Origin of the sequence: Boseongicola aestuarii, assembly GCF_900184815.1 — a bacterium.
Taxonomy (GTDB): domain Bacteria; phylum Pseudomonadota; class Alphaproteobacteria; order Rhodobacterales; family Rhodobacteraceae; genus Boseongicola; species Boseongicola aestuarii.
Genome location: NZ_FXXQ01000001.1, coordinates 530235 through 555252 on the forward strand (window position 1 = coordinate 530235; position 25018 = coordinate 555252).

Annotated in this window: 20 protein-coding genes; 11 read left to right on the forward strand and 9 right to left on the reverse strand. The window is 58.2% G+C overall.

Features of this window, described 5'->3' with window-relative positions; genetic code table 11:
* Positions 1–58: 58 nt before the first annotated feature.
* Entirely contained in the window at positions 59–694 is a 636-nt protein-coding gene (gene eda, locus BOA8489_RS02615; protein WP_093972390.1) for a bifunctional 4-hydroxy-2-oxoglutarate aldolase/2-dehydro-3-deoxy-phosphogluconate aldolase, read from the forward strand.
* Here the strand turns inward: eda and BOA8489_RS02620 are convergent.
* Both BOA8489_RS02620 and BOA8489_RS02625 read right to left on the reverse strand, forming a co-directional pair.
* On the reverse strand, positions 691–969 hold the full coding sequence (locus BOA8489_RS02620; RefSeq protein ID WP_093972391.1) for a hypothetical protein: 279 nt from the start codon (positions 967–969) through the stop codon (positions 691–693). The two genes, eda and BOA8489_RS02620, sit on opposite strands and share 4 nt — an antisense overlap.
* A gap of 32 nt (positions 970–1001) precedes the next feature.
* Positions 1002–3800 (reverse strand): [protein-PII] uridylyltransferase family protein, encoded by a 2799-nt coding sequence (locus tag BOA8489_RS02625; protein WP_093972509.1) that lies wholly within the window; start codon positions 3798–3800, stop codon positions 1002–1004.
* 144 nt (positions 3801–3944) lie between these two features.
* On the opposite strand from BOA8489_RS02625, the gene BOA8489_RS02630 reads away from it, so the two are divergent.
* The 4 genes from BOA8489_RS02630 (at position 3945) to BOA8489_RS02645 (ending at position 6357) form a co-directional block, all read left to right on the forward strand.
* Positions 3945–4412: a YbaK/EbsC family protein gene (locus BOA8489_RS02630; RefSeq protein ID WP_093972392.1), complete on the forward strand. Its 468-nt coding sequence runs from the start codon at positions 3945–3947 to the stop codon at positions 4410–4412.
* A 120-nt stretch (positions 4413–4532) separates the two neighbouring features.
* Positions 4533–4952: a DUF2852 domain-containing protein gene (locus BOA8489_RS02635; RefSeq protein WP_093972510.1), complete on the forward strand. Its 420-nt coding sequence runs from the start codon at positions 4533–4535 to the stop codon at positions 4950–4952.
* A 68-nt stretch (positions 4953–5020) separates the two neighbouring features.
* Positions 5021–5452 (forward strand): RDD family protein, encoded by a 432-nt coding sequence (locus BOA8489_RS02640; RefSeq protein ID WP_093972393.1) that lies wholly within the window; start codon positions 5021–5023, stop codon positions 5450–5452.
* A gap of 74 nt (positions 5453–5526) precedes the next feature.
* The gene (locus tag BOA8489_RS02645) at positions 5527–6357 is read left to right on the forward strand and encodes an arginyltransferase (protein WP_093972394.1); all 831 of its coding nucleotides are present in this window, start codon (positions 5527–5529) and stop codon (positions 6355–6357) included.
* Between the two features lie 104 nt (positions 6358–6461).
* On the opposite strand, the gene BOA8489_RS02650 is transcribed toward BOA8489_RS02645, so the two are convergent.
* The 3 genes from BOA8489_RS02650 to BOA8489_RS02660 all read right to left on the reverse strand — a co-directional run bounded on the left by BOA8489_RS02650 (position 6462) and on the right by BOA8489_RS02660 (position 10899).
* Positions 6462–8816, reverse strand: coding sequence for a TRAP transporter large permease (locus tag BOA8489_RS02650; RefSeq protein WP_093972395.1), 2355 nt, complete (start codon positions 8814–8816; stop codon positions 6462–6464).
* A gap of 12 nt (positions 8817–8828) precedes the next feature.
* On the reverse strand, positions 8829–9722 hold the full coding sequence (locus BOA8489_RS02655) for a TRAP transporter small permease subunit (protein WP_093972396.1): 894 nt from the start codon (positions 9720–9722) through the stop codon (positions 8829–8831).
* 91 nt (positions 9723–9813) lie between these two features.
* Entirely contained in the window at positions 9814–10899 is a 1086-nt protein-coding gene (locus BOA8489_RS02660; RefSeq protein ID WP_093972397.1) for a TRAP transporter substrate-binding protein, read from the reverse strand.
* Positions 10900–11119: 220 nt separating this feature from the next.
* On the opposite strand from BOA8489_RS02660, the gene BOA8489_RS02665 reads away from it, so the two are divergent.
* Together BOA8489_RS02665 and BOA8489_RS02670 are read left to right on the forward strand one after the other, a co-directional pair.
* Positions 11120–12535, forward strand: a complete 1416-nt coding sequence (locus BOA8489_RS02665) for a cache domain-containing protein (protein ID WP_093972398.1) — start codon at positions 11120–11122, stop codon at positions 12533–12535.
* A complete protein-coding gene (locus BOA8489_RS02670) occupies positions 12532–13173 on the forward strand; it encodes a response regulator transcription factor (protein ID WP_093972399.1) in 642 nt (213 codons plus the stop codon). The genes BOA8489_RS02665 and BOA8489_RS02670 overlap by 4 nt, the downstream gene beginning before the upstream one ends.
* Here the strand turns inward: BOA8489_RS02670 and BOA8489_RS02675 are convergent.
* Positions 13170–14051: a YihY/virulence factor BrkB family protein gene (locus BOA8489_RS02675; RefSeq protein ID WP_176440184.1), complete on the reverse strand. Its 882-nt coding sequence runs from the start codon at positions 14049–14051 to the stop codon at positions 13170–13172. The two genes, BOA8489_RS02670 and BOA8489_RS02675, sit on opposite strands and share 4 nt — an antisense overlap.
* A 300-nt stretch (positions 14052–14351) precedes the next feature.
* Between BOA8489_RS02675 and BOA8489_RS02680 the strand changes: the two genes are divergently transcribed.
* From BOA8489_RS02680 to BOA8489_RS02690, 3 genes are all read left to right on the forward strand, one after another.
* Positions 14352–16112 carry an acetolactate synthase 3 large subunit gene (locus tag BOA8489_RS02680; protein WP_245813631.1) on the forward strand — a complete coding sequence of 587 codons (1761 nt, stop codon included), beginning with the start codon at positions 14352–14354 and terminating at the stop codon, positions 16110–16112.
* Between the two features lie 59 nt (positions 16113–16171).
* Positions 16172–16741: an acetolactate synthase small subunit gene (gene ilvN / locus BOA8489_RS02685; RefSeq protein ID WP_093972401.1), complete on the forward strand. Its 570-nt coding sequence runs from the start codon at positions 16172–16174 to the stop codon at positions 16739–16741.
* A 97-nt stretch (positions 16742–16838) separates the two neighbouring features.
* The gene (locus BOA8489_RS02690; RefSeq protein ID WP_093972402.1) at positions 16839–17750 is read left to right on the forward strand and encodes a pirin family protein; all 912 of its coding nucleotides are present in this window, start codon (positions 16839–16841) and stop codon (positions 17748–17750) included.
* A 247-nt stretch (positions 17751–17997) separates the two neighbouring features.
* On the opposite strand, the gene BOA8489_RS02695 is transcribed toward BOA8489_RS02690, so the two are convergent.
* Positions 17998–19125: an aminotransferase class V-fold PLP-dependent enzyme gene (locus BOA8489_RS02695; protein WP_093972403.1), complete on the reverse strand. Its 1128-nt coding sequence runs from the start codon at positions 19123–19125 to the stop codon at positions 17998–18000.
* 168 nt (positions 19126–19293) lie between these two features.
* Between BOA8489_RS02695 and BOA8489_RS02700 the strand changes: the two genes are divergently transcribed.
* On the forward strand, positions 19294–20088 hold the full coding sequence (locus BOA8489_RS02700; RefSeq protein ID WP_093972404.1) for a methyltransferase domain-containing protein: 795 nt from the start codon (positions 19294–19296) through the stop codon (positions 20086–20088).
* Here the strand turns inward: BOA8489_RS02700 and BOA8489_RS02705 are convergent.
* Together BOA8489_RS02705 and BOA8489_RS02710 are read right to left on the reverse strand one after the other, a co-directional pair.
* Positions 20085–20720 carry a hypothetical protein gene (locus BOA8489_RS02705; protein WP_093972405.1) on the reverse strand — a complete coding sequence of 212 codons (636 nt, stop codon included), beginning with the start codon at positions 20718–20720 and terminating at the stop codon, positions 20085–20087. The genes BOA8489_RS02700 and BOA8489_RS02705 overlap by 4 nt on opposite strands.
* A 347-nt stretch (positions 20721–21067) precedes the next feature.
* Complete coding sequence (locus tag BOA8489_RS02710; protein WP_093972406.1) at positions 21068–24727, reverse strand: vitamin B12-dependent ribonucleotide reductase; 3660 nt, start codon at positions 24725–24727, stop codon at positions 21068–21070.
* Positions 24728–25018: the final 291 nt, after the last annotated feature.

A 25018-nucleotide genomic window follows, 5' to 3' on the forward strand; every position in this document is an offset into this window, starting at 1 on the left:
AATCGCGCAGGAACTAGCGCGCTCTTGCGCGAAACGAAAAGCAGAACGGAGACGACACATGACACCAGAAGAAAGCAGTTTCCAGGCCGCCGAGATTTGTCAGCTGGCACCGGTCGTGCCCGTGCTTGTTGTTGAGAACGCAGCCTCTGCCGCCGACCTTGCGCGGGCGCTTGTAGCAGGCGGCCTGCCCGCTCTGGAAGTGACGCTTCGCACAACTGCTGCGCTGGATGTGATCCGCGAAATGGCCAGCGTCGAAGGTGGTGTCGTCGGTGCGGGAACACTTCTGACCCCGGCGGAGGTCGTGGCCGCGAAAGAGGCTGGTGCCCTTTTTGGAGTGACACCGGGCACCACGGATCGGCTAATTGACGCCGCACTGGATGCGGAATTACCGCTCTTGCCCGGTGCTGCGACGGCAACCGAAGCCTTGCGCCTTCTGGAGCGCGGCTTCTCGATCCAGAAATTCTTTCCCGCGGAAGCGTCGGGCGGTGTGCCGGCTTTGAAATCCATCGGCGCGCCGATGCCGCAGATCCGGTTCTGCCCCACCGGAGGCGTCACTTTGAAAAACGCACCAGACTATCTTGCGCTCTCCAACACGATTTGTGTTGGCGGGTCGTGGGTTGCTCCGAAAGATGCCGTTGACGCGCAGGACTGGGCACGGATCACTGAACTGGCCGCAGAAGCTTCAAAGCTCTAGTCCTGCTTGCGCCGAGCCATGGCCCCGCCACGCCGGCCGCGTGCGGCGGGCGGGTTGAGAGCCTCAGTCAGGACGGAAGTCATCGGATGGTCCGGGTATTCGGCTCCAAATCGCCCAAGCAGTTTGCGTACCAATGCGCTGCTGTCTTCGCCAAGCGGCACGCCAATGGCCCAATCGAGAAAAATCGAACGGCACTCTGGTTCACCAATTCCGTCAATGCGGAAGCTTTCGTAAATCAGGCCGCGTGGGTCGGCGGGATCATCTTGTCGGGGCATCGCCCACCTCATTCGCAGTCGAACTAGCGTCCTCAGCCTCCAGAAGTGGCCGGGCCGACCGTTTTGTCAATAAGGCCAGCGACGTACTCCGCGGTTTTTGCGATCTCGGCACTCAGCTCTTCCATGCTGTCGACCCCAAGATCCCGCAACAGAAATGCCTCGGCGCTGGCGCCCGTCGTTTCCTTGGTCAGAGGGTCTTTAGATATCAGTCGCGCTGCGGACTGTACCGTCCAAAAGAGATCGGCAGCAGCCTTGATCGTCGACCCTTCGTTTGCCGATAGTTCAAAATCCTCAATCGCCGCATCGAGCTGATCGCTCAGACATCGCGCGCCGTCGCCTCGCAGCAATGCCCCCGTCTGCGCGAAAAGCTCTATGTCCTGAAGACGTCCGGGCCCTGACTTGATGTCAAACTCAGCGCCTCCCGGCTTGGCCGCTGCCAGCCGCGCCCGCATGTCTGCAACATCTGAAAAAACGCCCTTTCGGTCCCGCGTTTTGGCAAGAAGCTCTTTACGAAATCCGGCGATTTCCTCGCCTAGGGCCTCATCACCTGCAATCACACGCGCACGCGTCAGAGCAAGATGCTCCCATGTCCACGCCTCGGTTTCCTGATAAGTCCGAAAGGCAGAAAACCCCGTCGCAACAGGGCCTTGTCGTCCCGATGGCCGCAAGCGCATGTCTACTTCGTAAAGCCGCCCTTCAGCAGTCGGCGCCGATATCGCGGTGACCAAAGCTTGCGTCAGTCGCGCATAGTAAGCGCGTGTCGCCAGTGGACGACGGCCCTGTGATGTGTCGACCCCTTGCGCGTCATAGACAACGATCAGATCAAGATCTGACGCCGCGTTGAGCCGCTCGGCGCCAAGCGAGCCCATCGCGATGACGACCGCTCCACGGCCCGGAGGTGGGCCATGTTTGGCCGCGAAGGTCTCGACGACAAATGGCCAAAGCGCCCGAACCGCCGAGGTCGCAAGATCTGCGTATTGCTGCCCGGCCGTATTTGCGTCGATGATGCCACGCAGGTGGTGCACGCCGACACGAAAGTGCCATTCGCGCGCCCAAACACGCGCGCGGTCCAATCGTGCCTCGTAATCCTTCAGTCCAGCCAGTTCTTGCGTCAGGGCCTTGGTCAAACCATCGGCCCCCGGCCAGTCCGAAAAGAAGCCGCCCCCGATCACTGCATCGAAGACAGGCGCGTTCCGTGCCAGATGCTGACCCAAACCTGGCGCTGTGTCGACGATATCCACAACCAGATCAAGAAGTTGCGGGTTGGCCTCAAACAAGGAAAACAATTGCACTCCCGAGGGCAGTCCTGCAAGAAATCCGTCAAAGTTCAAAAGTGCTTCGGACGGCCGGGCGGCAGCCGCCAGTCGGTCCAGCAAGATCGGCTCCATTCGTTTGAAGATCTCGACCGCACGCGCCGAGCGCAGTGCGGGATAGCCCTTCCACCGTTCGATGATTTCAGCATTCAGGTCAGATACCTGAGCCCGGCGCGGCGCGGCATGGACGGGACTTCCGGGCGCGAAAAAGCCTTCAGTCAGTTGGTGCACACGCTGAAACATTTCTTCCAAAGCGCGGGCATAGTCTTGCGGGTCTTGTCCTGCGAGATACGCAAGCCGGGTGAATTCCTCTTCTGTGTTCGGCAAGACGTGGGTCTGCTGGTCGGCGATCATCTGCACGCGATGCTCGGCCTCGCGCAACGCCCTGTAGTCCTTGGCCAATTGGCTGGCTTCGTCCGAACTGACCCAACCTTTCGCAGCCAGCACCGACAGGCCTTCGACCGTACCGCGCACCCGCAGGTCAGGATCGCGCCCCCCCGCAATCAACTGACGCGTCTGCGTGAAAAACTCGATCTCGCGAATACCGCCCTGGCCAAGCTTCAGATCGTGACTGAGGTGGCTTGCGGCTTTGTGCAGGCCCTTGTGATCGCGGATGCGCAACCGCATGTCATGCGCGTCCTGAATGGCCGCGAAATCAAGATGTCGTCGCCACACGAAGGGACGCAGCGTTTCAAGAAAGGCTTTACCCGCCTCAAGATCGCCGGCCGCCGCAGAAGCCTTTATGAACGCCGCTCGCTCCCATGTGCGCCCAAAGGCTTCGTAATATCGTTCCGCCGCTTCCATCGAAATTGCGACAGGAGTGACGGATGCATCCGGGCGCAGTCGCAAATCTGTACGAAACACATATCCGTCGGCGGTTCTCTCGCTGAGCGAAGCGGTCATCTTGCGAACAGACCGCACAAAACTGGCACGCGCTTCGCCATATTCGTCGGAGTCGAACCGCGTTTCATCATAGAGACAAATAAGGTCGATATCCGAGCTATAGTTCAGCTCGCCCGCCCCCATCTTGCCCATCGCAAGAACCGAAAGCCCGCCCGCAACTTCAATGTCATCGTCAGTTTGACCGGGCAGTTTCTTACGTCTGATCTCGTTCGCGACCGCGGCCTTCAAAGCCCGATCCGTCGCGGCAGATGCAAAGTCCGTCAAAAGCCCCGTTACGTCTTCAAGGGCCCAGACGCCGCCGAGGTCAGCAAGCCCGGCATAAAGCGCTACTCGTCGCTTCAACTGACGCAGCCCTGGCGCAAGGTCACCGTCCGACAGGGATGTCGTCTCATCCAAGAAGGTGCGCCGAACTTTTTCCGTTTCCAGATCGACAACCTCAAGAAGCCAATCGCCGTCACGACGTAGAAGATCGGAAAGGTAGAACGACGACCCCGCAGCTCCGGCAATCAGGTCAGCAAGTGCGCCGGTTTTCAGACCAAGGGCAGATACGGCGTCACGCGCACGCTCGCGATCATGAGCGATTGGCACACGGTTGATATTTGTGGAAAGTGACATGGAGCGACCAAAGCCCGCGCCCGCCGCGCGGTCAAGAGCGTCCGACACGTTCACCGCTTCCAACGGTGGCAAAGGCAATATGCGGCATTTCCGTCAGTGACGCTTTCGGGCAAGAACACGTGGCATATTGAAGGGCGCACGTAGATGAGCAAAAGCAAGAAACGCGTGGTTGCAGCATTGGAGGCAGCCGGACTAAACGCGGACATTCTGCACATGGCGAACGAAACCCGTACAGCGGCCGATGCGGCGCGCGAAGCGAGTTGCGAAATCGACCAGATCGCCAAGTCGATCATCTTTGGCGGTCACGTTACCGGCAAGATCGTCCTGTTCATTACCGCTGGCGGCAATCAGGTCGACGCAGAGAAAGCCTCGATTGTTGCGGGCGAACCTTTGGGACGCGCCGATGCTGCTGCCGTCAGGGCCGAAACGGGCTTTGCAATCGGCGGCGTCGCTCCTGTTGGTCACCTGACGCCACCGCGCGCGTTTTTCGATCCGACTCTCCTCAAATCTGATGTGATCTACGCCGCAGCGGGTACGCCTCATCACATTTTTCCGATATCTTCGCAAAAATTACTTGAAATTTCGGGCGCTCAAATATCTGATTTCATTTAGTTTCCAAACTTAATGTAAAATTCATTCACATTTAATCTTGAACCCGAGGCCTCTGTCACCGATATGTGTGATGTGAAAGGCATTCACATTCAACGAAACACACGCATTGGAGCACATCAGATGACGACCGCCACTTTACACGCAGCCCCTGCCCACCGTGGTTCATGGCTTTCCCGCAGCGAGCAATGGCTCGATGACCGTGGAAAAGGCGCCTGGATTGCTGCGATGGTCCTTGGGTTCATCTTTTTCTGGCCAATTGGCCTTGCGCTTCTTGCCTATATGATCTGGAGCAAACGATTGTTTAACGGAAATTGCGCACGTCGCACCCGCCACGCCCATGTCGCCTTCAAATCAAGCGGAAACACCGCCTTCGACAGCTACAAGTCGGAGACACTTCGCCGCTTGCAGGAAGAACAGGACCACTTCGAACAGTTCCTGGGCCGCCTGCGCGATGCGAAAGACAAGGCTGAGTTTGACCAGTTCATGGCTGAGCGCGACAAGCGTAAAGACGACAAAGACGCTGAACCCGTCGACGCCTAAACCAACCAGTGGCCCGCAATTTCAGCGGGCCACCTACCTTTAGTACCGCCCTATTCAGGACCAACGAAATGCCCTTACCCCTCCCCGAGACACAGCCAGAGTTCTATGAGGACGTGAATTCGAAACGCTTCATGGCCTGGATCATTGATATTGTCCTTATCTCGGCCATCACGGCCTTGCTGACAGTCTTGTCGCTTTTCACGGCGCTGTTTTTCCTGCCGTTTCTCTATGCGACCGTGGGGTTCATTTATCGCTGGGCAGGACTTTCGCGGTATTCGGCCACGGTCGGTATGCGTGTCATGTCGGTCGAGTTTCGCAAGGCCGATGGCGAGGACTTCGACGGCGGCACGGCTTTTCTACACACACTCGGCTACTACCTGTCGGTCGCGATCTTCCCAGCGCAGCTTGTGTCGATCACTCTGATGCTGATGAGCGAACGCAAACAGGGTCTGACGGACATGGTTTTGGGCACGGTATTGCTCAATATGCGCAACCGCTAAGCTCGGGGGAATTGGGTCTTGGCGGCAAGGAACGCACTTGCTAACCTCGTTTCGAAACGGCTTCAGGCACTCGCATGCGTCATACTCTTCCGATTGCGCCACAGTTCTATGTGACCGCCCCACAACCCTGCCCCTATCTTGAGGGCAGGATGGAACGGAAGTTGTTCACCGCATTGCAGGGCGAATTTGCCGAGAAACTCAACGATACATTGTCCAAACAAGGCTTCAGACGGTCGCAGAACGTGCTTTACCGCCCGTCATGTGCCGAGTGTTCGGCCTGTCTTTCGGCCCGCATCCGGGTCGCTGACTTCACGCCATCCCGTAGCCAGCGCAAAACCAAGCGTCGCAACGAGGGGTTGCGCCGGGAAGCGACCTCGCCCTGGGCCACGGAAGAACAATACGCACTATTTCGATCCTATCTCGATAGCCGGCACGCCGAGGGTGGCATGGCGGATATGGATATCTTCGAATTTGCAGCGATGATCGAAGAGACGCCGATCCGTAGCCGGGTGATTGAGTACACCGGCATGGACGAGGACGGCGAAAAAGAACTGGCTGCAGTTTGCCTGACCGACGTTCTCGATGACGGGCTGAGCATGGTCTACAGCTTCTATGACCCAAAATACGCCGCCTCCAGCCTTGGCACCTATGTGATCATGGATCACATCGAAATCGCACGGGATGCCGGACTGCCATATGTCTATCTCGGCTATTGGGTGCCGGGGTCTTCGAAGATGGGGTACAAGGCGAAATTTTCGTCGCTGGAAATTTATCACCGGGGCGAATGGCGCGACATTGGTGACCCCGAGCGGTACTCCTCGGAAACACATCCACTGTCGACAGATCCGATTGCCGAGCAGGTTGCCCGGATCAACCTTCCGGACTCGCGCCCGACGCGCGGCTGACACCTGCAACGTCAAGGCTGACCACTGCGTTTTGCGGGTTTGAACTCAATATCAGATGAACCAAGGAAAAACCGCGCCTCAAGGGCGCGGCTTTCCTGATTAGATCAGTTCGGGATCAGATCCGGAACGATGGTCACGATGCTTGGGAAGAACCACAGAATTCCAAGCCCAATCACCTGAATGCCCACGAAGGGGATGATTCCGCGGTAGATATGTTGCGTGGTGACAGCCGGTGGCGCGACCCCTCTGAGATAGAACAGCGCAAAGCCAAAGGGAGGCGTCAGGAACGACGTTTGCAGGTTCACCGCAATCATGATCGTGACCCACTTCGGATCGAAGGTTCCGCCGTAGATCACCGGCCCCACGATGGGGACAACGATGTAGATGATCTCGAGGAAGTCGAGCACGAAGCCCAGCACAAAGAGCACCAGCATCACCATCAAGAACACGCGGAATTCGTTGTCGAAGCTTCTGAGGAACTGCTGAATGTAGTGCTCGCCTCCAAAGGAGATCACAACGAGGTTCAAAAGTTGCGAGCCGATCAGGATGGTAAAGACCATCGAGGTCACCTTGGCTGTCTCACGCACGACCGGGCTGAGAACGCCGGAGCGGAACAGCGTCCAACAACCGAACAGTAGCCCGAACAGTGCGTAGAGGTATGCGCCCTTCGCGACGATAAAGGCTACCCAGTTCTCGAAACCGACCTCGGACTGGCCAATCCGCAAGTCGAAGTTAATCCCGATCAGGATCATCACGATCAGAGCAAAGGTCGACATGATGATCGTCTTGCCCGACCGATCTTCGTCACGCAGCTTGCGGTAGGCCGCAAGCATGATCGCACCACCTGCCCCAAGGGCCGCGGCCGGTGTCGGGTTGGTGATACCGCCAAGGATCGATCCAAGCACGGCGACAATAAGCACAAGCGGCGGGAAGACGACGCGCAAAAGTTCGTTCTGAGTCAAAAGACCAAAGCCATAGCGGATCGCCCAGAATGACACGACCAACGGTATGGCTAGCATGACGATCGTAAGACCGGGAGACGTGACGGGCGAAATAAAGAGCGCGTCCACCAGCAGTCCGACGAACAACGCCCCCAGCCCGATCCAGAGCGGACGCGGGTCAGAGGATGGCGAAACTCCGCGTGCCGTGGTCAGGATCAGCGCCAGAAGGACAAGGCTGATCGCAATCCCGGTGCCAATGGGGGCTGCATCTTCGATATTGATCGCTAGTTGCGCGACACGCTCCTCGGCGGTCAGTTGCACAGCCTGAGCGACACCACCTGCGGCATCGATGACCTGCTGTTCGGCAATTGCCTCGTCCCAAGCCTCCTGGCCGTGCAGTTCGATCATCGCGGCCTGGCAGTCCGGCGAGACATTGGTACGAAGGCTGGCCGTCTGACCGGCCTGCGAGAAACTATCCACGGCAACGTTCTGGCTGCCGATAACGCCCGCCGAAGACAGCACGATCAGTCCACCGATCAGTGCTGCTGGCACGCCAAGGAACCAGGTGAGGCCCTCTGCACGGGTAATGACTTCGCTGTTGGTCGAGCCAAGTTCGACTGCTGGCGCTTTGGAGGGATTCAGCAGGGCAAATCCGAACGCATAGAGCGCGTAGAGGACAGCGAGCATGATGCCGGGCAGAAGCGCGGCCTGAAACAGCGTACCGACTGAAACCACGGCGGGTTCACCTAGGTACGTCAAGGCATCCGAACACCCGACAAGCTGCGCGCGTTCTTCCTGCGCCGCCGAATACAGGTCACCGGCCAAGGTGCCGAGCAGCACGATCACGATGGACGGCGGAATGATCTGCCCAAGCGTGCCCGACGCCGCGATGACACCGGTGGCCAGTTCGGGCGAGTAGTTGTTCCGCAACATCGTGGGAAGTGCCAGCAGACCCATGGTCACAACGGTCGCACCGACGATCCCGGTTGAGGCGGCAAGGAACGCGCCGACGACCACAATAGACACGGCCAGGCCGCCAGGCAGCGGTCCGAAAACCCTTGCCATAGTAAGCAACAGGTCATTCGCGATTTTTGAACGCTCAAGGGTGATGCCCATCAGAACGAACATGAGAACGGCCAGGAGAGTTTCGATTGACTGGCCGGCCAGAACCCGTTCGTTCATCCGGTTGACGACGAAGGACACATTCCGATCCAGCGCGACTTCCCAGCCTTGCGGGAACACGGGCTCACCGATGCGCGGCAATTCCGGGTAGCGGAACACCGATATCGCGTCGGGCCTGATCCCTTCTGCGATGAGGCCAGCATAGGCGGACGAGCTTGAGTCGATGGCTTGATGGATCAACAGTCCCGCGCTGTCGAGACCCGCAATTATCCCGAAGGAAATGACAGCCGAACCTCCAATGGCAAAGGCCACGGGGAAGCCGGAAAGAATACCTCCAAAGAGGCAAAGAAACACGATCAGAAGGCCGATCTCGACGCCATCTAGTCCAAGAAACATCGTCCCGGCCCCTTAATGAATATTCGCGACAAGTTCGGCGTCTTCGTCGCCGAGCAAGTCTTTGTCGAGGTATTTGCTTTCGCTCACTTCACCCTCTTTCCACTCAAGGTACGAACGGTAAAAGAAGGCGATCGCATGAATGAACACGAGCGCGGCGTAGGCGACCAGCAGCACTTTGAAGAGGAAGTAGCCATTGAAGCCATTCGGACTGAAGCCGATGGTTTCGACGTTCCAGCGCAAAGCGCGAGATTTCTGCAAAAGCCGCTCAAGCGTGTCCGAAGCGGACGGGTTCGGCACTACCAGATGCCGCCACAGGAAGTACCAGCCGTACATCCATGTGATAACCGCCACCGGCATCATGAAGAAAAGTGAGCCGAACATGTCGATGAAGCGCTTGGTGCGGAACTTAACGGAGGAATAGATGAGGTCAACGCGGACATGACCACCTTGAACAAATGTGTATGTGACGCACAAAGTGACTACGAGAGCGTTGTAAAGTTTCAGTTCTTCCGCCCACCAACTGACGTCAAATGTCAGTGCTTTTCCCAAACCGATCGATATCTCGGACGCGGCAAAGACGCGCTGCATAAAGATGATGATGATTTGCTGCAAAACCATCAGAAGACCAGCCCAGGCGAAGATGCGGCCCAGCCCGTTTGCAAAGCCTTCCATAACGCGCACCGCGCCCCACAGGATCCGGTTCTTCCACATGCCAACCGCCGTGAAGACCAGAAAAGCCGTGAAAACTACGAAGAAGAACTCGATCGAACCGCCATAGTAGATGAAGCGCATCAGCGCTTCCTTGTCTGACCAATCCAGCCACAGTCCGGGATGGGTTAATGCGTAGAAGAAGTTGTAGAACGCCAGTGCGATATTCTGGAAAAACCAGATGATACCCTCGACCAAGACCCGTCCCCCGGTTGGTTTTTATGTTAAGGTTTAGAAAAGGTGATCAGAGGGCCCAAAGCAAGGGCCCCCTGAGAATTGGTATGAGCGATCAACCCAGTACGCGATCGCGCTGAGCGGCGTAGGTGTTGATCGAACGGTTGATCCAGCCGGAAGAAGACGCCATCGACGTACGCATGCTGTCGTAAATCTTCTTAAACAGCTCGTCGCCCATGTTCTCGTCGAGAACTTCCTGCGCTGCTGCGCCCATCGCATCCCAAACGCTATCAGGGAATTCACGGACCGTAACACCGCCAGACTGAAGACGCTGCAAAGCTGCACCGTTGTTGGCGAGGAACTGTGTGAGGTTCCAGCTGTGCGCTTCGGCTGCTGCGACTTCAATGACCTTCTGGTGAGCAGGTGACAGGCTCTCAAAAACGTCACGGTTCGTCGCAAGGGTCAAGCCTGCGGATGGCTCGTGGAAACCAGCAGTGTAGTAGATTTTTGTGATCTCTTGGAAGCCAGCTTTCTCATCTGCCCAAGGACCAATCCACTCGGTTCCGTCGATCGCGCCAGAGGCAAGTGCTTGATACACTTCAGCCCCAGGAAGGTTCTGAACAGAAGCGCCCATTTTTCCAAGAGCTGCGCCGCCCAGACCGGGCATGCGGAACTTCAGACCTTGGAAGTCCTCTGGACCGGTGATTTCGTTGGAAAACCAACCGCCCGCTTGTGCACCAGTGTCGCCTGCGAGGAACGACTTCAGGCCGAATATCTGACCGAGCTCGTCATGAAGCTCTTTACCGCCGTCCTGATAGTACCAGTTGAATTGCTCCTGCGAAGTCATGCCGAATGGCACCGCCGTGAAGAATGCATAGCCTGGATGCTGGTTGACGAAGTAGTAGTCCGCGCCGTGGTACATGTCGGCCTGACCAGAGGTCACGGCATCAAAGACCTCGAAAGCGCCAACAAGTTCGCCGGCGGCCTTTAGGTCGATGGTCAAATCGCCATCGGTCATTGAAGTGATCGAGTCAGCTGCACGCTGTGCGGCATCATGCACGCCAGCAAGGCCGCGGCCCCACGTGGTGACGAGCGTCAGAGTGCGCTTTCCCTGTGCATATGCCGGAGCGGCAAGAGCTGTTGTTGCGACAGCGGCAGTGCCGCCGAGTGCCGTGTTCTTAAGAAATGAACGACGATCCATGTGGTTATTTCCTCCCATGTGAAACAGTCCACCCCCAGGGGCAGACGGATCGTTGCAAGTGTCGGCGAACCTAGCGGGGGCTTTAAGAAAGTAAAATACCCAGTTCCGGTGATTTTTAATTCAAGTTGCTAGTTTTTAGGTCGGATTGGGAACGAGCTTAACAGCAATATAGCTTGTCGATCGCCAACTAAGCTGCGATTCGTAGCGGTGGGAGGAGCCTATGCCGGATCAGTTCCGCATCAACGACAATCACCTGACACGTCGGTATCGCCGGAAGTTCTTCCTTATCGCGGCGTTGCCTTTGCTGCTGGCGATGGGGGCCATCGCCGTTCTTGTCACCCTGCAATCGCGTGCGCTGGCTGAGCGCGAGATCGCTTCATTGGAAGTGCAATTGCTGGAAGCCAAGAAAGAAGAGCTGCGCAATTACATCTCGATTGCGCGCACCGCGATTGGCGCGACCTACGGCAACGCCCTGCCCGAGGATGAAGACGCACAACGTCAGGTCATGCAGACCCTTGCCGCGATGATCTATGGTCAGGACGGCTATTTCTTTGTCTTTGACTATGACGGAAAGAACCTTGTGGCACCCCGGCAAACCCAGTTGATCAACGAGAACTGGCTGGGCCTCGAAGACGCAAACGGCGTGCCGATCACGTCCGAGTTCATTCGCGTTGCACGCTCTGGTGGCGGCTATCATTCGCATTTGTGGTTCAAGCCGACAACCGGTGAACAGGCCGAGATGGCCACCTATGTGATCGGGTTGCAGGATTGGCGATGGGTGTTGGGGACCGGCATCTTCATCGACGACATTCGCGAAACCGTGGCCGCCGCGCGGGCGGGCGTCGAAGGGCGGATTGAGCGGACATTCATCTATATCGGGCTGATTACGGCATCGGGGTTGCTGTTGGTATTTGTCGCCGGCCTTTGGATCAACATCCGCGAGCGATCACTTGCGGATGCGCAACTGAAGCAACTCACGCAGCGCATCATCGACACGCAGGAAGAAGAACGCGGGCGGGTGGCGCGCGAACTGCACGACGGGATCAGTCAGATACTTATCAGTGCGCGCTATGCCTTTGATCTGGCGCAGAGAAGACTGACACTTGGCGATACGCGCGCTTCGGAAAGCCTCGCCAAAGGAATGGCGAACCTGACCACGGCCATTCAGGAGGTGCGACGGATCAGCCGTGACCTGCGGCCTGGCACGCTGGATGACCTAGGACTTGGACCCGCACTGAAGGCCTTGACGGACGAATTCACCGACCGGACCGGGATCAGGACCGAGCTTGAGACCGTGGTGTTCCGCAACCGGCTTGATGACGAGGCCAAGACCGCCCTGTTCCGGGTGGCTCAGGAGGCGTTGACCAACATCGAGCGGCACGCAAGAGCCAGCGAAGTGAAGGTGCGCATCTTTGGACACAAGAAAGGCGCGACGCTGCGGGTACAGGACGACGGGGCGGGCTTTCAGCCCGACACCGCACGCGGCGGGCTGGGCTTGCGGAATATGGAAGAACGCGTGGCGCAACTGGATGGCGCATTTCGGGTTCTGTCGTCGCCAAAGGGCACCATTATCGAAGCAGAGGTACCTCTCAGTCACCTGTTGAGACCCGACTCGGCCTTGAAGGAAAGCGCATGAGTAAACCCATTCGCGTGATGATCGTCGACGATCATGCCATGGTGGCCGAAGGGATCGAGGCGATCCTTGAAACCTATGACGACATCGAAGTAGTCGCCACACTGTCCAACGGGCGCGAGGCTGTCGAACAGGCCGAAGCTCTGCGCCCCGATGTGGTCTTGCTGGACCTGAACATGCCGGGTGTGACCGGATTGGCGGCAACCGAAATGATTCTTGAGCGGCGCTCCGAGACGCTGATCGTCATCCTGAGTATGCATGACAGTCCGGAGTATATCGCGACGGCGATGAACCATGGGGCAAAGGGGTATATCCTCAAGGACGTGCCAACCGACGAGATCAAGACCGCCATTGACCGGGTCATGGCGGGCGGCACATATATGTGCACCGGCACGCGATCGTCCCTGAGCCCGCGTATCTCGGACGGTCGCGAGCCGCTGACGTCTCGCGAACAGACGGTGCTGCTACAACTGGCGCAGGGCAAGTCGAACCGCGAGGTGGCCGAAGTGCTGGATATTTCGATCCATACGGTCGAAACGCACCGCAAGAACATCAAGCGGAAGCTGGGGATCAGCTCAACCGCTGGCCTGACACGTTATGCGATGGAGCACGGCGTCTTGCAGGGCACAGGTCAGCTTTAGAGGCCGATTTCGGCGTTAACCTCGGCGTCCAGCAGGGCTCCGAGGAGGATGATGAACGCCGAAAGCCAGAGCCATGTCAGCAGGATGATGACGCCGCCGAGGCTGCCGAAGGTCTGATTGTAATTGCCGAAATTCGCGACATAGATCGAAAATCCGATGGTGCCGAGATACCAGAGCGCGCTTGAGATCATCGTGCCCGGCGTCAGCCATTTCCATCGAGCGGCGCCGTGCGATGGCCCCCAGCGATAGAGAATGGACATGCCCGCGATGACCACGGCGGCGACCAGAATCCAGCGCGCGGCAGCGAGCGTTTGTTCGGTGCCGACATCCAGCGGAACGAAGGCAAGTGCGGTCGGCAAGCCAATCAGCAACAGCGCGAGGATCAAAACGCCGAACAGGAGCGTGGCCGTCAGCAGAATAACGGTGCTCCAGAAGGCGACAATGCCCCTGCTCTCTTGTTCTTTGAACGCGATGTTGAGGCCGTGGATAAGGCTGGTCGTGGCGCGAGTGGACAGATAGATCGCGAAGCCCACACCGAGGGCAAGTGCCAGTGACAGACCCTCGTCGGACGAACTGGCGACCGTGTTGGCCTGATTGATCAAGATCAGCGCGGCCTCCTCGGGCAGATACTGCGTGAAGAACTGAAGCTGACCGACAACCGCGTCGGCTTCGGTGAACAGTCCCGCAAGGGCCGTTAGGGCAGCAATCGCTGGGAAAACCGCCAAAAGGGCGTAGAATGCGACGCCGGCGGCGATCACACCAAGTTGGTCGGGGCCCATGCGGCGCAGTACGCGCCACAGAATAAAGCCCCATTGTTTCAATGAGATACCTCTGAGCAGCGGGCGGGCCTGCGTCGGTTTGGGTGTGGTTTCTTCCATGCGTGCGACCATAGCTCAAGTCGGGCTGGCGAAAAGGGCGATCGCTTCGAAGCGACAAAAATCCGCGAAAAGTTTCACAAAAGCCCCCTCAAACGCAAGAAATGCAAATTTCACGGTTGACGCCCCTCAGCCTGCTGCCTAGGGTCCGGCACACTGACATTAGGAGATAGGGCAATGGCCCCGATTGTAGTCCTCGTGGGAAAATGGCGCATGGGCCGGTAACGGACATCCTGAACGGTACCCCATGCGCCTCCGAAAATCGGGGGCTTTTTTTATGCGCGACGTATGGAGATTGGCGCGATGAGCAAGACGCAGATGACTGGTGCGAAAATGGTAGTGCAGGCCCTGAAAGATCAGGGTGTCGAGGTGATCTTTGGCTATCCCGGCGGCGCGGTGCTTCCGATTTACGACGAGATTTTCCAGCAAAACCAGATCCGCCACGTGCTTGTGCGCCACGAGCAAGGTGCGGTTCACGCCGCCGAGGGGTATGCGCGGTCAACCGGCAAGCCCGGCGTTGCCTTGGTCACGTCCGGCCCCGGTGCCACAAACGCGGTGACCGGTCTGACGGACGCGTTAATGGATTCGATCCCGATCGTTGTTCTGACCGGACAAGTTCCAACCTTCATGATCGGCAACGACGCCTTTCAGGAGGCCGACACCGTCGGGATCACGCGGCCCTGCACCAAGCACAACTGGCTGGTGAAAGAGACTGATGAATTGTCCAACACCATCCATCAGGCCTTTCACGTCGCAACAAAGGGCCGCCCCGGCCCCGTTCTGGTCGACATCCCGAAGGACGTGCAATTCGCCAGCGGCAAGTACACGGCTCCAAAGGCCGCGAGGGTGTCGCATTACCAGCCGCCGGTGAAAGGCGACATCGAGACGATCACCGCACTGGTCGAGGCGATGGAAACCGCCAAACGTCCGCTGTTTTACACTGGCGGCGGCGTTATCAATTCCGGGCCGGCTGCCAGCACTCTGCTGCGTGAACTGGTCGAGGCGACAGGATTTCCGATCACGTCGACCCTGATGGGTCTGGGCGCATACCCCGCGAATGGTGAAAAATGGCTGGGCATGCTGGGCATGCATGGTTTGTACGAGGCCAACCTTGCGATGCACGACTGCGATCTGATGATCAACATCGGCGCGCGGTTCGATGACCGGATCACCGGCCGGGTTCAGGATTTTTCACCGGGATCAGTGAAAGCGCATGTGGATATTGACCCGTCTTCGATAAACAAGGTGATCCGCGTCGAATTGCCGATCATCGGTGACGTGGGTCATGTTCTCGAAGATATGTTAAGAATTTGGAAATCGCGCGGTCGAAAGACAAACGGCGAGGCGGTCAAGAAGTGGTGGGCGCAAATCGAGAAATGGCGCAAGGTGGATTGCCTGGCGTTCAAGCAGGAAGGCAATGTGATCAAGCCGCAGTATGCGTTGTCGCGACTGGAGGCTTTGACCAAGGATCATCCGTCTCGTTATATTTGCACCGAGGTCGGCCAGCACCAGATGTGGGCCGCACAGTACCTCGGATTCAACGAACCAAACCGCTGGATGACCTCTGGCGGGCTTGGCACGATGGGTTATGGGTTCCCGGCGTCGGTGGGCGTACAGATGGCGCATCCGGATGCCTTGGTAATCAACGTTGCGGGTGAGGCCTCATGGTTGATGAACATGCAGGAGATGGGCACGGCTGTGCAGTATCGTCTGCCGGTAAAGCAGTTCATTCTAAACAATGAGCGCCTTGGTATGGTGCGCCAGTGGCAGGAACTGCTGCATGGTGAGCGGTATTCGGAAAGCTGGTCATCCGCCCTGCCCGATTTCGTGAAGCTGGCGGAAGCCTTTGGAGCGAAAGGCATTTTGTGTTCGGATCCGGCGGACTTGGATGACGCGATCATGGAGATGCTGAACCACGACGGGCCGGTGATCTTTGACTGTCTGGTGACCAAGCACGAGAATTGCTACCCGATGATTCCGTCGGGTGAACCGCATAACAAGATGCTTCTGGGTGAGGTTTCGACCAAGGATGCGATTGGCGCCAAGGGGGCTGTGATGGTTTGAGGGGCGCTGCCCCTCGCTTCGCTCACCCCGTGGTATTTGGAAAAGGATGAAGTTGGATCATGTCTCCACTCAAGATCAAAAAAGGTGCATCGAGCCATTCGGCTTACGACCTTCGTGACCCCCATGCAGAAGCGATTGAACGGCATACTCTGGCTGTTGTCGTCGATAACGAAGCGGGTGTTCTGGCGCGTGTCATCGGGCTGTTTTCGGGGCGCGGGTACAACATTGAAAGCCTGACCGTTGCTGAAACGGATCATACCGGTCATGTGAGCCGTATCACGATTGTGACGTCGGGAACTCCATCCGTGATCGAGCAGATCAAGGCGCAACTGGGGCGGATCGTGCCAGTGCATGAGGTGCATGATCTGACTGTCGAGGGGCCGAGTGTCGAGCGGGAGCTTGGGTTGTTCAAGGTGGCGGGCACTGGCGACAAGCGGGTGGAAGCCCTGCGGTTGGCAGATATTTTCCGCGTGAATGTAGTCGACTCGACACTTGAGAGTTTTGTCTTCGAGATCACCGGAACACCCGAAAAGATTGATGCTTTTGCCGAACTGATGCGCCCGTTGGGATTGCAGGAGGTTGCGCGGACCGGCGTTGCGGCCCTGTCACGAGGGGACGGCGCGCACTAGGCTTCGCGCCTTTTTTCACAGATCCTGTGCGCGCGCGGCAGTTTCCCTTTCGCGCGGTTGGATTATGTCTCGGGTTAACGTTCACAGGAGTTTTGCCATGACTTTTCGTCCAGTTAAATCAACCTCGACCGCCCGGCCGACCATGGAGGGTGCGGGGGTTCATCTGCACCGTGTTTTCGGGTTTGGCGACCCAAGCGAGAGCGATCCGTTTCTGCTGCTGGATGATTTCAGAAATGACGATCCGGCCCTTTATCACAAGGGGTTTCCATGGCATCCGCACCGCGGGATCGAGACGATCACCTATGTGTTGGAAGGTGAGGTCGAGCATGGCGATTCGCTTGGGAATCGCGGGCTGCTGGGGCGTGGGTCCGTGCAGTGGATGACGGCCGGTTCGGGGATTTTGCATCAGGAAATGCCAAAGGGCGATTTTTCGGGGCGGATGCATGGATTCCAGCTTTGGGCGAATTTGCCCGGTGCACACAAGATGACGGACCCGCGGTATCAGGATATCCAGGGGTCCGATGTGCCTGAGATCATTGACGATGACGGGACTCGCGTGAAGATCATCATCGGCAAGTTCTGGGGCAAGACAGGGCCGGTTGACGGGATCGCGGCGGAGCCCATGTTTGTCGATGTTTCGATCCCGCCGAACACGCGGAAGGTTCTGCCTGTCGACGCCTATTCGAACGCGTTTGCCTATGTGTTTGCTGGCTCGGCGAGCTTTAGGGACGCCTCGCAACCTATTGGTGTTCGTGTAGAAAAAGAGTTTCGAGGCGAGGAGTTGAACATCCGCGACATGTCCGGGAACCGGACGTTGGTGCGGTTCGATACTGGCGACGAAATTACCGTGACAAGCGGGAATGAGGGGGTCAGGTTTCTGCTGATTTCCGGGCGTCCTTTGCAGGAACCGGTGGCGTGGCACGGGCCGATCGTGATGAACACACAAGCCGAACTGATGCAGGCGGTGAAAGAACTCAATAACGGTACGTTTATCAAATCACAGCACTAACGCCTTGTAAGTCCCCGTTTTAGATTGCTTTAACGCGATGCGAGAAGCGTCGGTGCCACGTCGGTATCGCGTCGGTGCGACCGTTCGCCCGGGTGACGGTCTGTTAAGAATTGCGGGTGTTGGTGAGGATTTGGTGAACGGGGCGTGCGATTTTTTGCGCCCTCGTTCAGGTTTCCTAAACATTAGCTCTATACGCCCGTCCGCAACACGTCGGGATCGCGGCGGCAGGGGCGTGACTGGCGGCCTGTCAGGTGTAGACGGTGTCCAAAGCCGTTTTTACCTTAGCGACGGCGCCATCCACATCGGCCAGCTTGTCGAGGCCGAAAAGACCAAGTCGGAAGGTGCGGAAATCGTCCGGCTCGCCCACCTGAAGCGGAACGCCTGCGGCAATCTGCATGCCCTGGGCGGCAAACTTTGACCCGTTCTGGATGTCGGGGTCATCGGTGTAAGACACGACCACACCGGGGGCCTCAAAACCGGGAGCGGCCACACTTTGAATACCTGCGTCTGAAAGAAGGGCGCGAATTTTCGAGCCAAGTTCGATTTGCTGTGCCTTAACGGTGTCGAATCCAAGCGCTTTGGTTTCCAGCATCGTATCGCGGAACGTAACCAGAGCATCGGTCGGCATAGTGGCGTGATAGGCGTGTCCGCCGTTCTCATAGGCCTGCATGATCTGATACCACTTGCCAAGGTCGCAGGCGAAACTGGTGCTCTGGGTTTCGCTCATACGTGCAATCGCATGGTCCGACAGCATGACGAGACCCGCCGCCGGTGACGCGCTCCACCCTTTTTGCGGGGCCGAGATCAGAACATCGACGCCGGTCTCGGCCATATCGACCCAGATCGTGCCCGACGCGATGCAGTCGAGCACAAAGACGCCACCATAGGTGTGAACGGCTTCGGCGACCGCTGTGATATAATCATCCGGCAGGATGATGCCGGCGGAAGTTTCGACATGCGGGGCAAAGACTACGTCGGGTTTTTCAGCGAGGATGGTCCGCGTCACTTCGTCGATGGGTGCGGGTGCGAAAGGGGCCTGATGGTGATTTCCGGTACGACGGGCCTTCAGGATGGTGGCACTTGATGGAATGTCGCCGGCGTCGAAAATCTGGGTCCAGCGGTAGGAAAACCAGCCATTCCGGATGACGAGCGCACGACGTTTGGTGGCGAACTGACGTGCCACGGCCTCCATCGCGTAGGTGCCGCCGCCGGGAACAATGGCCACGCCGCTGGCGGAATAGATGTCTTTCAGCATGGACGAAATATCGTTCATCACCGCCTGAAACGCCTTGGACATATGGTTGAGGGAACGATCGGTGAAGACCACAGAGAATTCCATGAGGCCGTGCGGGTCAATGTCGGATCCAGTGGTCATGTGGTGTGCTCCGTTTGTTTTTCTGCTTTTGATTGGGATAGCGCGGGACGCCGGTTGGGGGAAGGTGTCTTTTTCCCAAGCACGGTCGAGTGGATGCCCTCATTGGGCAAAACCCGTTTTCGAGGCTAAGATCGCAGGCAGAATCAAGAGCTTTGAGGGACGCGAGGGATGCTTACGTTTGATGCGGAAGTGACCAGAATTCTTGATAACGCGTATCAGGGGGCGGATATAACGCGCAGGCGGCGGGCTTCGTTTGATGCGCTGAAACCCGGACCGGGCGAGGCGATCCTTGATGTCGGCTGCGGCAACGGATTGCTAACGCGCGAACTGGCCCGCGCGGTCGGCCCCGAGGGTCAGATCATTGGTATTGATCCAAGTGACGATATGCTGAGCGTCGCGAAAGAAAAGTGCGGCGCGTTCGACCAAGTGTCGTTCCTGCGCGGCGTGGCGACGGATTTACCGTTGGACGACGCTTTCGCAGACAAGGCCGTGTCGGTTCAGGTGTTTGAATACACTGATGATATCCGTGCTGCTGCCGCTGAGGTTCTCCGATGCATCAAACCCGGAGGTATGCTGGTGATCAGCGATCTGCATTTTGGGAGTTTCATCTGGTTCAGCGATGTTCCGGATCGCATGGAGCGGATGAAGTCGTCCCGGGATCAGCATTTCGCGAGCGGAAGCATCCCTGAACGCCTGCCCGCACTTCTGAGGAGCGAGGGTCATCTTGTCGAGGACGTGGTGCCAGTCACGCTGGTTGATCACAGGCTGAACCCTGACGGCGTGGCCATGATGATGATGCACCTGATGCGGGGATTTGCCATTGATCAAGGGCATATTGACGCCGCGGAGGCGCAGGCGTGGTTCGACCAGCAAGTCGCTCTGGCGCGCGACGGGCGCTTCTTTTTCTCGATCACGCAATTCGTTTGCGTGGCGCGGAAATCAGGGTTGCAGGAGGTGTCCTAGCCGAACGACGCACGGATGAATTTGCCCGTAGTCATGGTGCGCACGCGGCGTTTGTTGGCGCGTGGCGGCTGCAGCGTGACGATCATGCGCTCCAGAATTGGCACAAGCGTGCGCTCCGAGCCTTCGGCCAGCGGTACAGTGGTCGTACCGGTCTTCATGCGAACCCTCAGCTGGGCGGGTTTGCCTGGCTCTTTCGAGCGGACGATGAACACGCTTTCGATGTTTGTCACGCTCAGGATGGTGCGCACGAAGAAGCGGTCTTTGGCGTTCAGTGTCCCGATGCGCAGTTCACCACGGGCGCTGTCGACCTGGAATTTCGTCCGAAAGCCACGGTCAGCGTAGCGGTGCAGACCGAAGCCGACGGCGAGAAACGCGAAAAGCATGGCCGCCTGCACGACTACGACGCTGGTCGTTGAGACCTGAAGGCCCGGAAGGAAGAGAATAATCCCGGCTGCCGGGATCATCATCATCCCAACAAGCTTGATACCCAGCTCCCAAAGCGTGCTTTTGTCGTTCTTGCGCTTTTTCTTTTCGGAGACGTTGAAGCCCCAATGCGCATCCCAGACACGCAGCTTCGAAGCTATGGTTTGGGCTGTTTCGGTGTTCCAAAAGTCTTCGGCTAACGCATTCATGTGTCGTATCTCCAGGCGTCCCAACCCCTTTTTGGTTTATGGACCACAGAGTGTGACGACATTCGGGCGAGAGCGGGGCAATTTTTAAGAAAGTTTTAACGACTATGCTCTCCGATTGGTTGAGTTTTCTGGCACTTCTTTGACATACCAGCAGTTTTGTCGGGGTTTTGCGTTTATTATCAGGAGGCTGGAAAGAAGAAGGGGGCCCCTAAGGACCCCCAGTTTCGCTTGTCAGGCTCTGTGATTGTACCGCCCGGTTTATGCCTGCGGCCTGACCCGCGTTAAGAGCGCGCGCACGCACTCCGTGTGAGAGTGGGGGGACGTGAGTGCCGCCCCACCCTGTTCGTTCAGCTACACCCGCTTGTCGCGCCGCAGGTGTTGCACTTCATGCAGGTGCCGTTGCGCACCAGTGTGTAGTTGCCGCAATCGCCGCAAGGATCGCCTTCGTAGCCCTGCATTTTCGCCTTGGTGCGCGCGTCCATTGAGACGGTGCCCGTTGCGATGGCGGTTTCCGATTTGACCACGGTTTCAAGTGTCGCAACCGCGTCGCCGGTGGTGTTGAGGGCCGTGGCCCCTGCTCCGCCTTGCACGACCATCAGGCCTTGCGGCGCACGGTTTCTGAGGTAGCCCGTCGACACTACTTTGCGCAGCACGTCGACCGGATCCTCGCCGCGTGAGCCGTTCACCTCTTCGAAGTTGCGCTTGCCCTCTTCTTCGCCGCGACCGAGGTCGTCAAAGCTGACGCCCTGTGGTTTGACGTGCGCGAGGTCGGTGCGGTCAAGGTAGGACACAGCAAGTTCGCGGAAGATGTAGTCGAGGATCGACGTGGCGTTCTTGATGCTGTCGTTGCCCTGAACCATGCCGGCTGGCTCGAACTTGGTGAAGGTGAAGGCGTCGACGAATTCCTCAAGCGGCACGCCATACTGAAGACCGACGGACACGGCGATGGCGAAGTTGTTCATCATCGCGCGGAAACCCGCGCCTTCCTTGTGCATGTCGATGAAGATCTCACCGATCTTGCCGTCCTGATATTCACCAGTGCGCAGATACACCTTGTGGCCCCCGACGACGGCTTTCTGTGTGTAGCCGCGGCGACGTTCGGGCATACGCTCGCGACCGCGGGCGACTTCTTTGACGATGATCTTTTCGACCATCTTCTCGGCCAGTACGACGGCCTTTTCCTGTGTCGTGCCGGATTCGAGGACCTCGGCGGCTTCGTCGTCGTCTTCGACAAGCGAAGCGGCGAGAGGCTGGCTGAGTTTCGAGCCGTCGCGGTAGAGCGCGTTGGCTTTGATGCCCAGGGACCACGATAGTTCGTAGGCGGCTTTGCAGTCTTCGATCGTTGCATCATTCGGCATGTTGATCGTCTTGGAGATCGCGCCGGAGATGAACGACTGCGCGGCGGCCATCATGGTGATGTGGCTGTCGACGCTGAGAAAACGCTTGCCTTTCTTGCCGCAAGGGTTGGCACAGTCGAAGATCGAATAGTGCTCTTCCTTGAGGTGTGGCGCGCCTTCGAGGGTCATCGTGCCGCAAACGTGGTCGTTGGCCCGTTCGATATCCTTCCGGGTGAACCCGAGGTGACGCAGCAGGTCGAAGGACGGATCGCGCAGCTTTTCAACCGGGATGCCGAGGGTTTTGGTGCAGAACTCCTCGCCCAGTGTCCACTGGTTGAACACGAACCGGATGTCGAAGGCCGATGGCAGGGCGGCTTCGATTTTCTCAAGTTCAGCCGGGCCAAAGCCGTGACCGATCAGCGAGGTATGGTTAATGCCAGGCGCATTGCCGATCGTGCCGTGACCGACCGCGTAGGAGATGATTTCTTCGATCTGGGCCGAGCCGTAGCCTTGCTTTTCAAGCGCGGCTGGGACGGAGCGGTTGATGATCTTGAAGTAACCGCCGCCGGCGAGCTTTTTGAACTTCACGAGGGCGAAGTCGGGCTCGATGCCGGTTGTGTCGCAGTCCATGACCAAACCAATCGTGCCGGTAGGCGCGATGACCGTGGCCTGCGCATTGCGGTAGCCGTGCTTTTCACCAAGGCTGAGAGCTTCGTCCCAGCTGGCTTTTGCCAGTTCGACGAGGCGCTGGTCGGGGCAATTGGCGTGATCGAGGGCAACGGGATTAACGTTCATCAATTCGTAGCCGTCGGTTTCACCGTAAGCCGCGCGACGGTGATTGCGCATGACGCGCAGCATGTGGTCCCCGTTCTTGGCGTGGCCCGGAAAGGCGCCAAGCTCGCTCGCCATTTCGGCGGAGGTTGCGTAGGAGACGCCGGTCATGACGGCTGTGAGAGCTCCGCAAAGGGCGCGGCCTTCGTCGCTGTCATAGCTGTAGCCCATGTTCATCAGAAGGCCGCCGATGTTGGCGTAGCCGAGGCCAAGGGTGCGGAAGTCGTAAGACCGCTGCGCGATTTCCTTGGATGGGAACTGGGCCATCATCACCGAGATTTCCAGTGTGACGGTCCACAGGCGCGTGGCATGGACGTATTCATCGGCCTGGAATTCACCGTCCTTGTAGAAGGTGAGCAGGTTCATCGAAGCAAGGTTACAGGCGGTGTCGTCGAGGAACATGTACTCCGAGCACGGGTTCGAGCCGCGGATTGCGCCGTCTTCCGGGCAGGTGTGCCAGGCATTGACCGTGTCGTGGTACTGGATGCCGGGATCGGCGCAGGCCCATGCGGCGTGGCCGACCTGTTCCCACAGATCGCGGGCTTTGATCGACTTGGCGACCTTGCCGTCCTTGCGACGGATCAGCTCCCAGTCGGCGTCATCCTTGACGGCCTTGAGGAAGGCGTCGGTGACGCGGATCGAGTTGTTCGAGTTCTGGCCCGAGACGGAGGAATAGGCCTCGGAGTCCCAGTCTGTGTCGTAGGTCGGGAATTCGATCGAGGCGTAGCCCTGGCGTGCATAGTCGAGTACGCGCTTGATGTAAGTCTCGGGGATTGCGGACTTTTTCGCATCGCGCACCGCCGACTTGAGGGCCGGGTTCGAAGCCGGATCATAAGCCCCTTCTTCGGTTCCGTCGAAGGCTGCGATGGCGGCGAAGATGGCGTTGAGCTTTTGCTCGTGCATCTTGGAGCCAGCAACGATCGAGGCCACTTTCTGCTCTTCGATGACCTTCCAGTTAATGAATTCCTCGATGTCGGGGTGGTCGGCGTCGACGATGACCATCTTGGCGGCCCGGCGTGTTGTGCCGCCCGATTTGATTGCGCCGGCAGCGCGGTCACCGATCTTGAGGAAGCCCATGAGGCCTGAGGATTTGCCACCGCCGGAGAGCGATTCATTGGCAGCGCGCAGGCTGGAGAAGTTGGTGCCGGTGCCGGAGCCGTACTTGAAGAGGCGCGCTTCGCGGACCCAGAGATCCATGATGCCGCCTTCGTTTACGAGGTCATCGGCGCAGGACTGAATGAAACAGGCGTGCGGCTGCGGGTGCTCGTACGCGCTGTCGGATTTCGTGAGTTTACCGGTCTTGTAGTCGACGTAGTGGTGGCCCTGGGATGGGCCGTCGATGCCGTAGGCCCAGTGCAGGCCGGTGTTGAACCATTGTGGCGAGTTCGGCGCGGCGCGCTGGGTGGCGAGCATGAAGCGCATTTCGTCGAAGTAGGCCTTTGCGTCGGCTTCGGTGGTGAAGTAGCCGCCCTTCCAGCCCCAGTAGGCCCAGGCCCCTGCGAGGCGGTCGAACACCTGACGGGCGGAGGTTTCGCCGGTGAACCGTTCGTCCTCAGGCAGCTTTTCGAGGGCTTTGGTGTCGGGAACCGAGCGCCAGAGGAACGCAGGCACGCCTTTTTCCTTGACCTTCTTTAGCGCGGCAGGAACGCCGGCCTTGCGGAAATACTTCTGCGCAATGACGTCCGAGGCGACCTGGCTCCAGGTGGTCGGAACTTCGACATTGTCGAGTTTGAAGACGATCGTGCCGTCAGGATTGCGGATTTCGGACGCAGTGTGCATGAACTCGAGCGACGCGTAGGCGTCTTTTCCAGCCTTCGTAAAGGAACGATCTATTTTCATTAACTTGCCCCGTGGTAGGTCGTTTTGGTTCCTGGCGCGCCTTTGGCTTACGCCGCTATTCGTGCCGGTCAGAGCGCTGGACACACCTTCATCGGTGCGTGACTCATTTGAAAAAAGCCACGGCATCGCCCTTGGGGGAGCGGTTGTGAGTTGGGTGTCATCCCTGCGCCGCGACCACTAGATATTGTGGCTTTCTGACCGGCCCGCACAACCTGAAGCATGGAGCCCTGCCCCGTCAACGAGAATTTTTACATTTTTGTGAAGTTTTTCGGTTGACGATCAGGGCATCGC

Excerpts from the sequence above, each read along its gene's own strand:
- BOA8489_RS02620 (WP_093972391.1), bottom strand. The coding sequence starts at position 969 with ATGCCCCGACAAGATGATCCCGCCGACCCACGCGGCCTGATTTACGAA.
- BOA8489_RS02635 (WP_093972510.1), top strand. The coding sequence starts at position 4,533 with ATGACGACCGCCACTTTACACGCAGCCCCTGCCCACCGTGGTTCATGG.
- BOA8489_RS02695 (WP_093972403.1), bottom strand. The coding sequence starts at position 19,125 with ATGACCACTGGATCCGACATTGACCCGCACGGCCTCATGGAATTCTCT.
- BOA8489_RS02710 (WP_093972406.1), bottom strand. The coding sequence starts at position 24,727 with ATGAAAATAGATCGTTCCTTTACGAAGGCTGGAAAAGACGCCTACGCG.
- BOA8489_RS02680 (WP_245813631.1), top strand. The coding sequence starts at position 14,352 with ATGAGCAAGACGCAGATGACTGGTGCGAAAATGGTAGTGCAGGCCCTG.
- BOA8489_RS02645 (WP_093972394.1), top strand. The coding sequence starts at position 5,527 with ATGCGTCATACTCTTCCGATTGCGCCACAGTTCTATGTGACCGCCCCA.
- BOA8489_RS02630 (WP_093972392.1), top strand. The coding sequence starts at position 3,945 with ATGAGCAAAAGCAAGAAACGCGTGGTTGCAGCATTGGAGGCAGCCGGA.
- BOA8489_RS02625 (WP_093972509.1), bottom strand. The coding sequence starts at position 3,800 with ATGTCACTTTCCACAAATATCAACCGTGTGCCAATCGCTCATGATCGC.
- BOA8489_RS02675 (WP_176440184.1), bottom strand. The coding sequence starts at position 14,051 with ATGGAAGAAACCACACCCAAACCGACGCAGGCCCGCCCGCTGCTCAGA.
- BOA8489_RS02700 (WP_093972404.1), top strand. The coding sequence starts at position 19,294 with ATGCTTACGTTTGATGCGGAAGTGACCAGAATTCTTGATAACGCGTAT.
- BOA8489_RS02690 (WP_093972402.1), top strand. The coding sequence starts at position 16,839 with ATGACTTTTCGTCCAGTTAAATCAACCTCGACCGCCCGGCCGACCATG.
- ilvN (WP_093972401.1), top strand. The coding sequence starts at position 16,172 with ATGTCTCCACTCAAGATCAAAAAAGGTGCATCGAGCCATTCGGCTTAC.
- eda (WP_093972390.1), top strand. The coding sequence starts at position 59 with ATGACACCAGAAGAAAGCAGTTTCCAGGCCGCCGAGATTTGTCAGCTG.
- BOA8489_RS02665 (WP_093972398.1), top strand. The coding sequence starts at position 11,120 with ATGCCGGATCAGTTCCGCATCAACGACAATCACCTGACACGTCGGTAT.
- BOA8489_RS02650 (WP_093972395.1), bottom strand. The coding sequence starts at position 8,816 with ATGTTTCTTGGACTAGATGGCGTCGAGATCGGCCTTCTGATCGTGTTT.
- BOA8489_RS02640 (WP_093972393.1), top strand. The coding sequence starts at position 5,021 with ATGCCCTTACCCCTCCCCGAGACACAGCCAGAGTTCTATGAGGACGTG.
- BOA8489_RS02660 (WP_093972397.1), bottom strand. The coding sequence starts at position 10,899 with ATGGATCGTCGTTCATTTCTTAAGAACACGGCACTCGGCGGCACTGCC.
- BOA8489_RS02705 (WP_093972405.1), bottom strand. The coding sequence starts at position 20,720 with ATGAATGCGTTAGCCGAAGACTTTTGGAACACCGAAACAGCCCAAACC.
- BOA8489_RS02670 (WP_093972399.1), top strand. The coding sequence starts at position 12,532 with ATGAGTAAACCCATTCGCGTGATGATCGTCGACGATCATGCCATGGTG.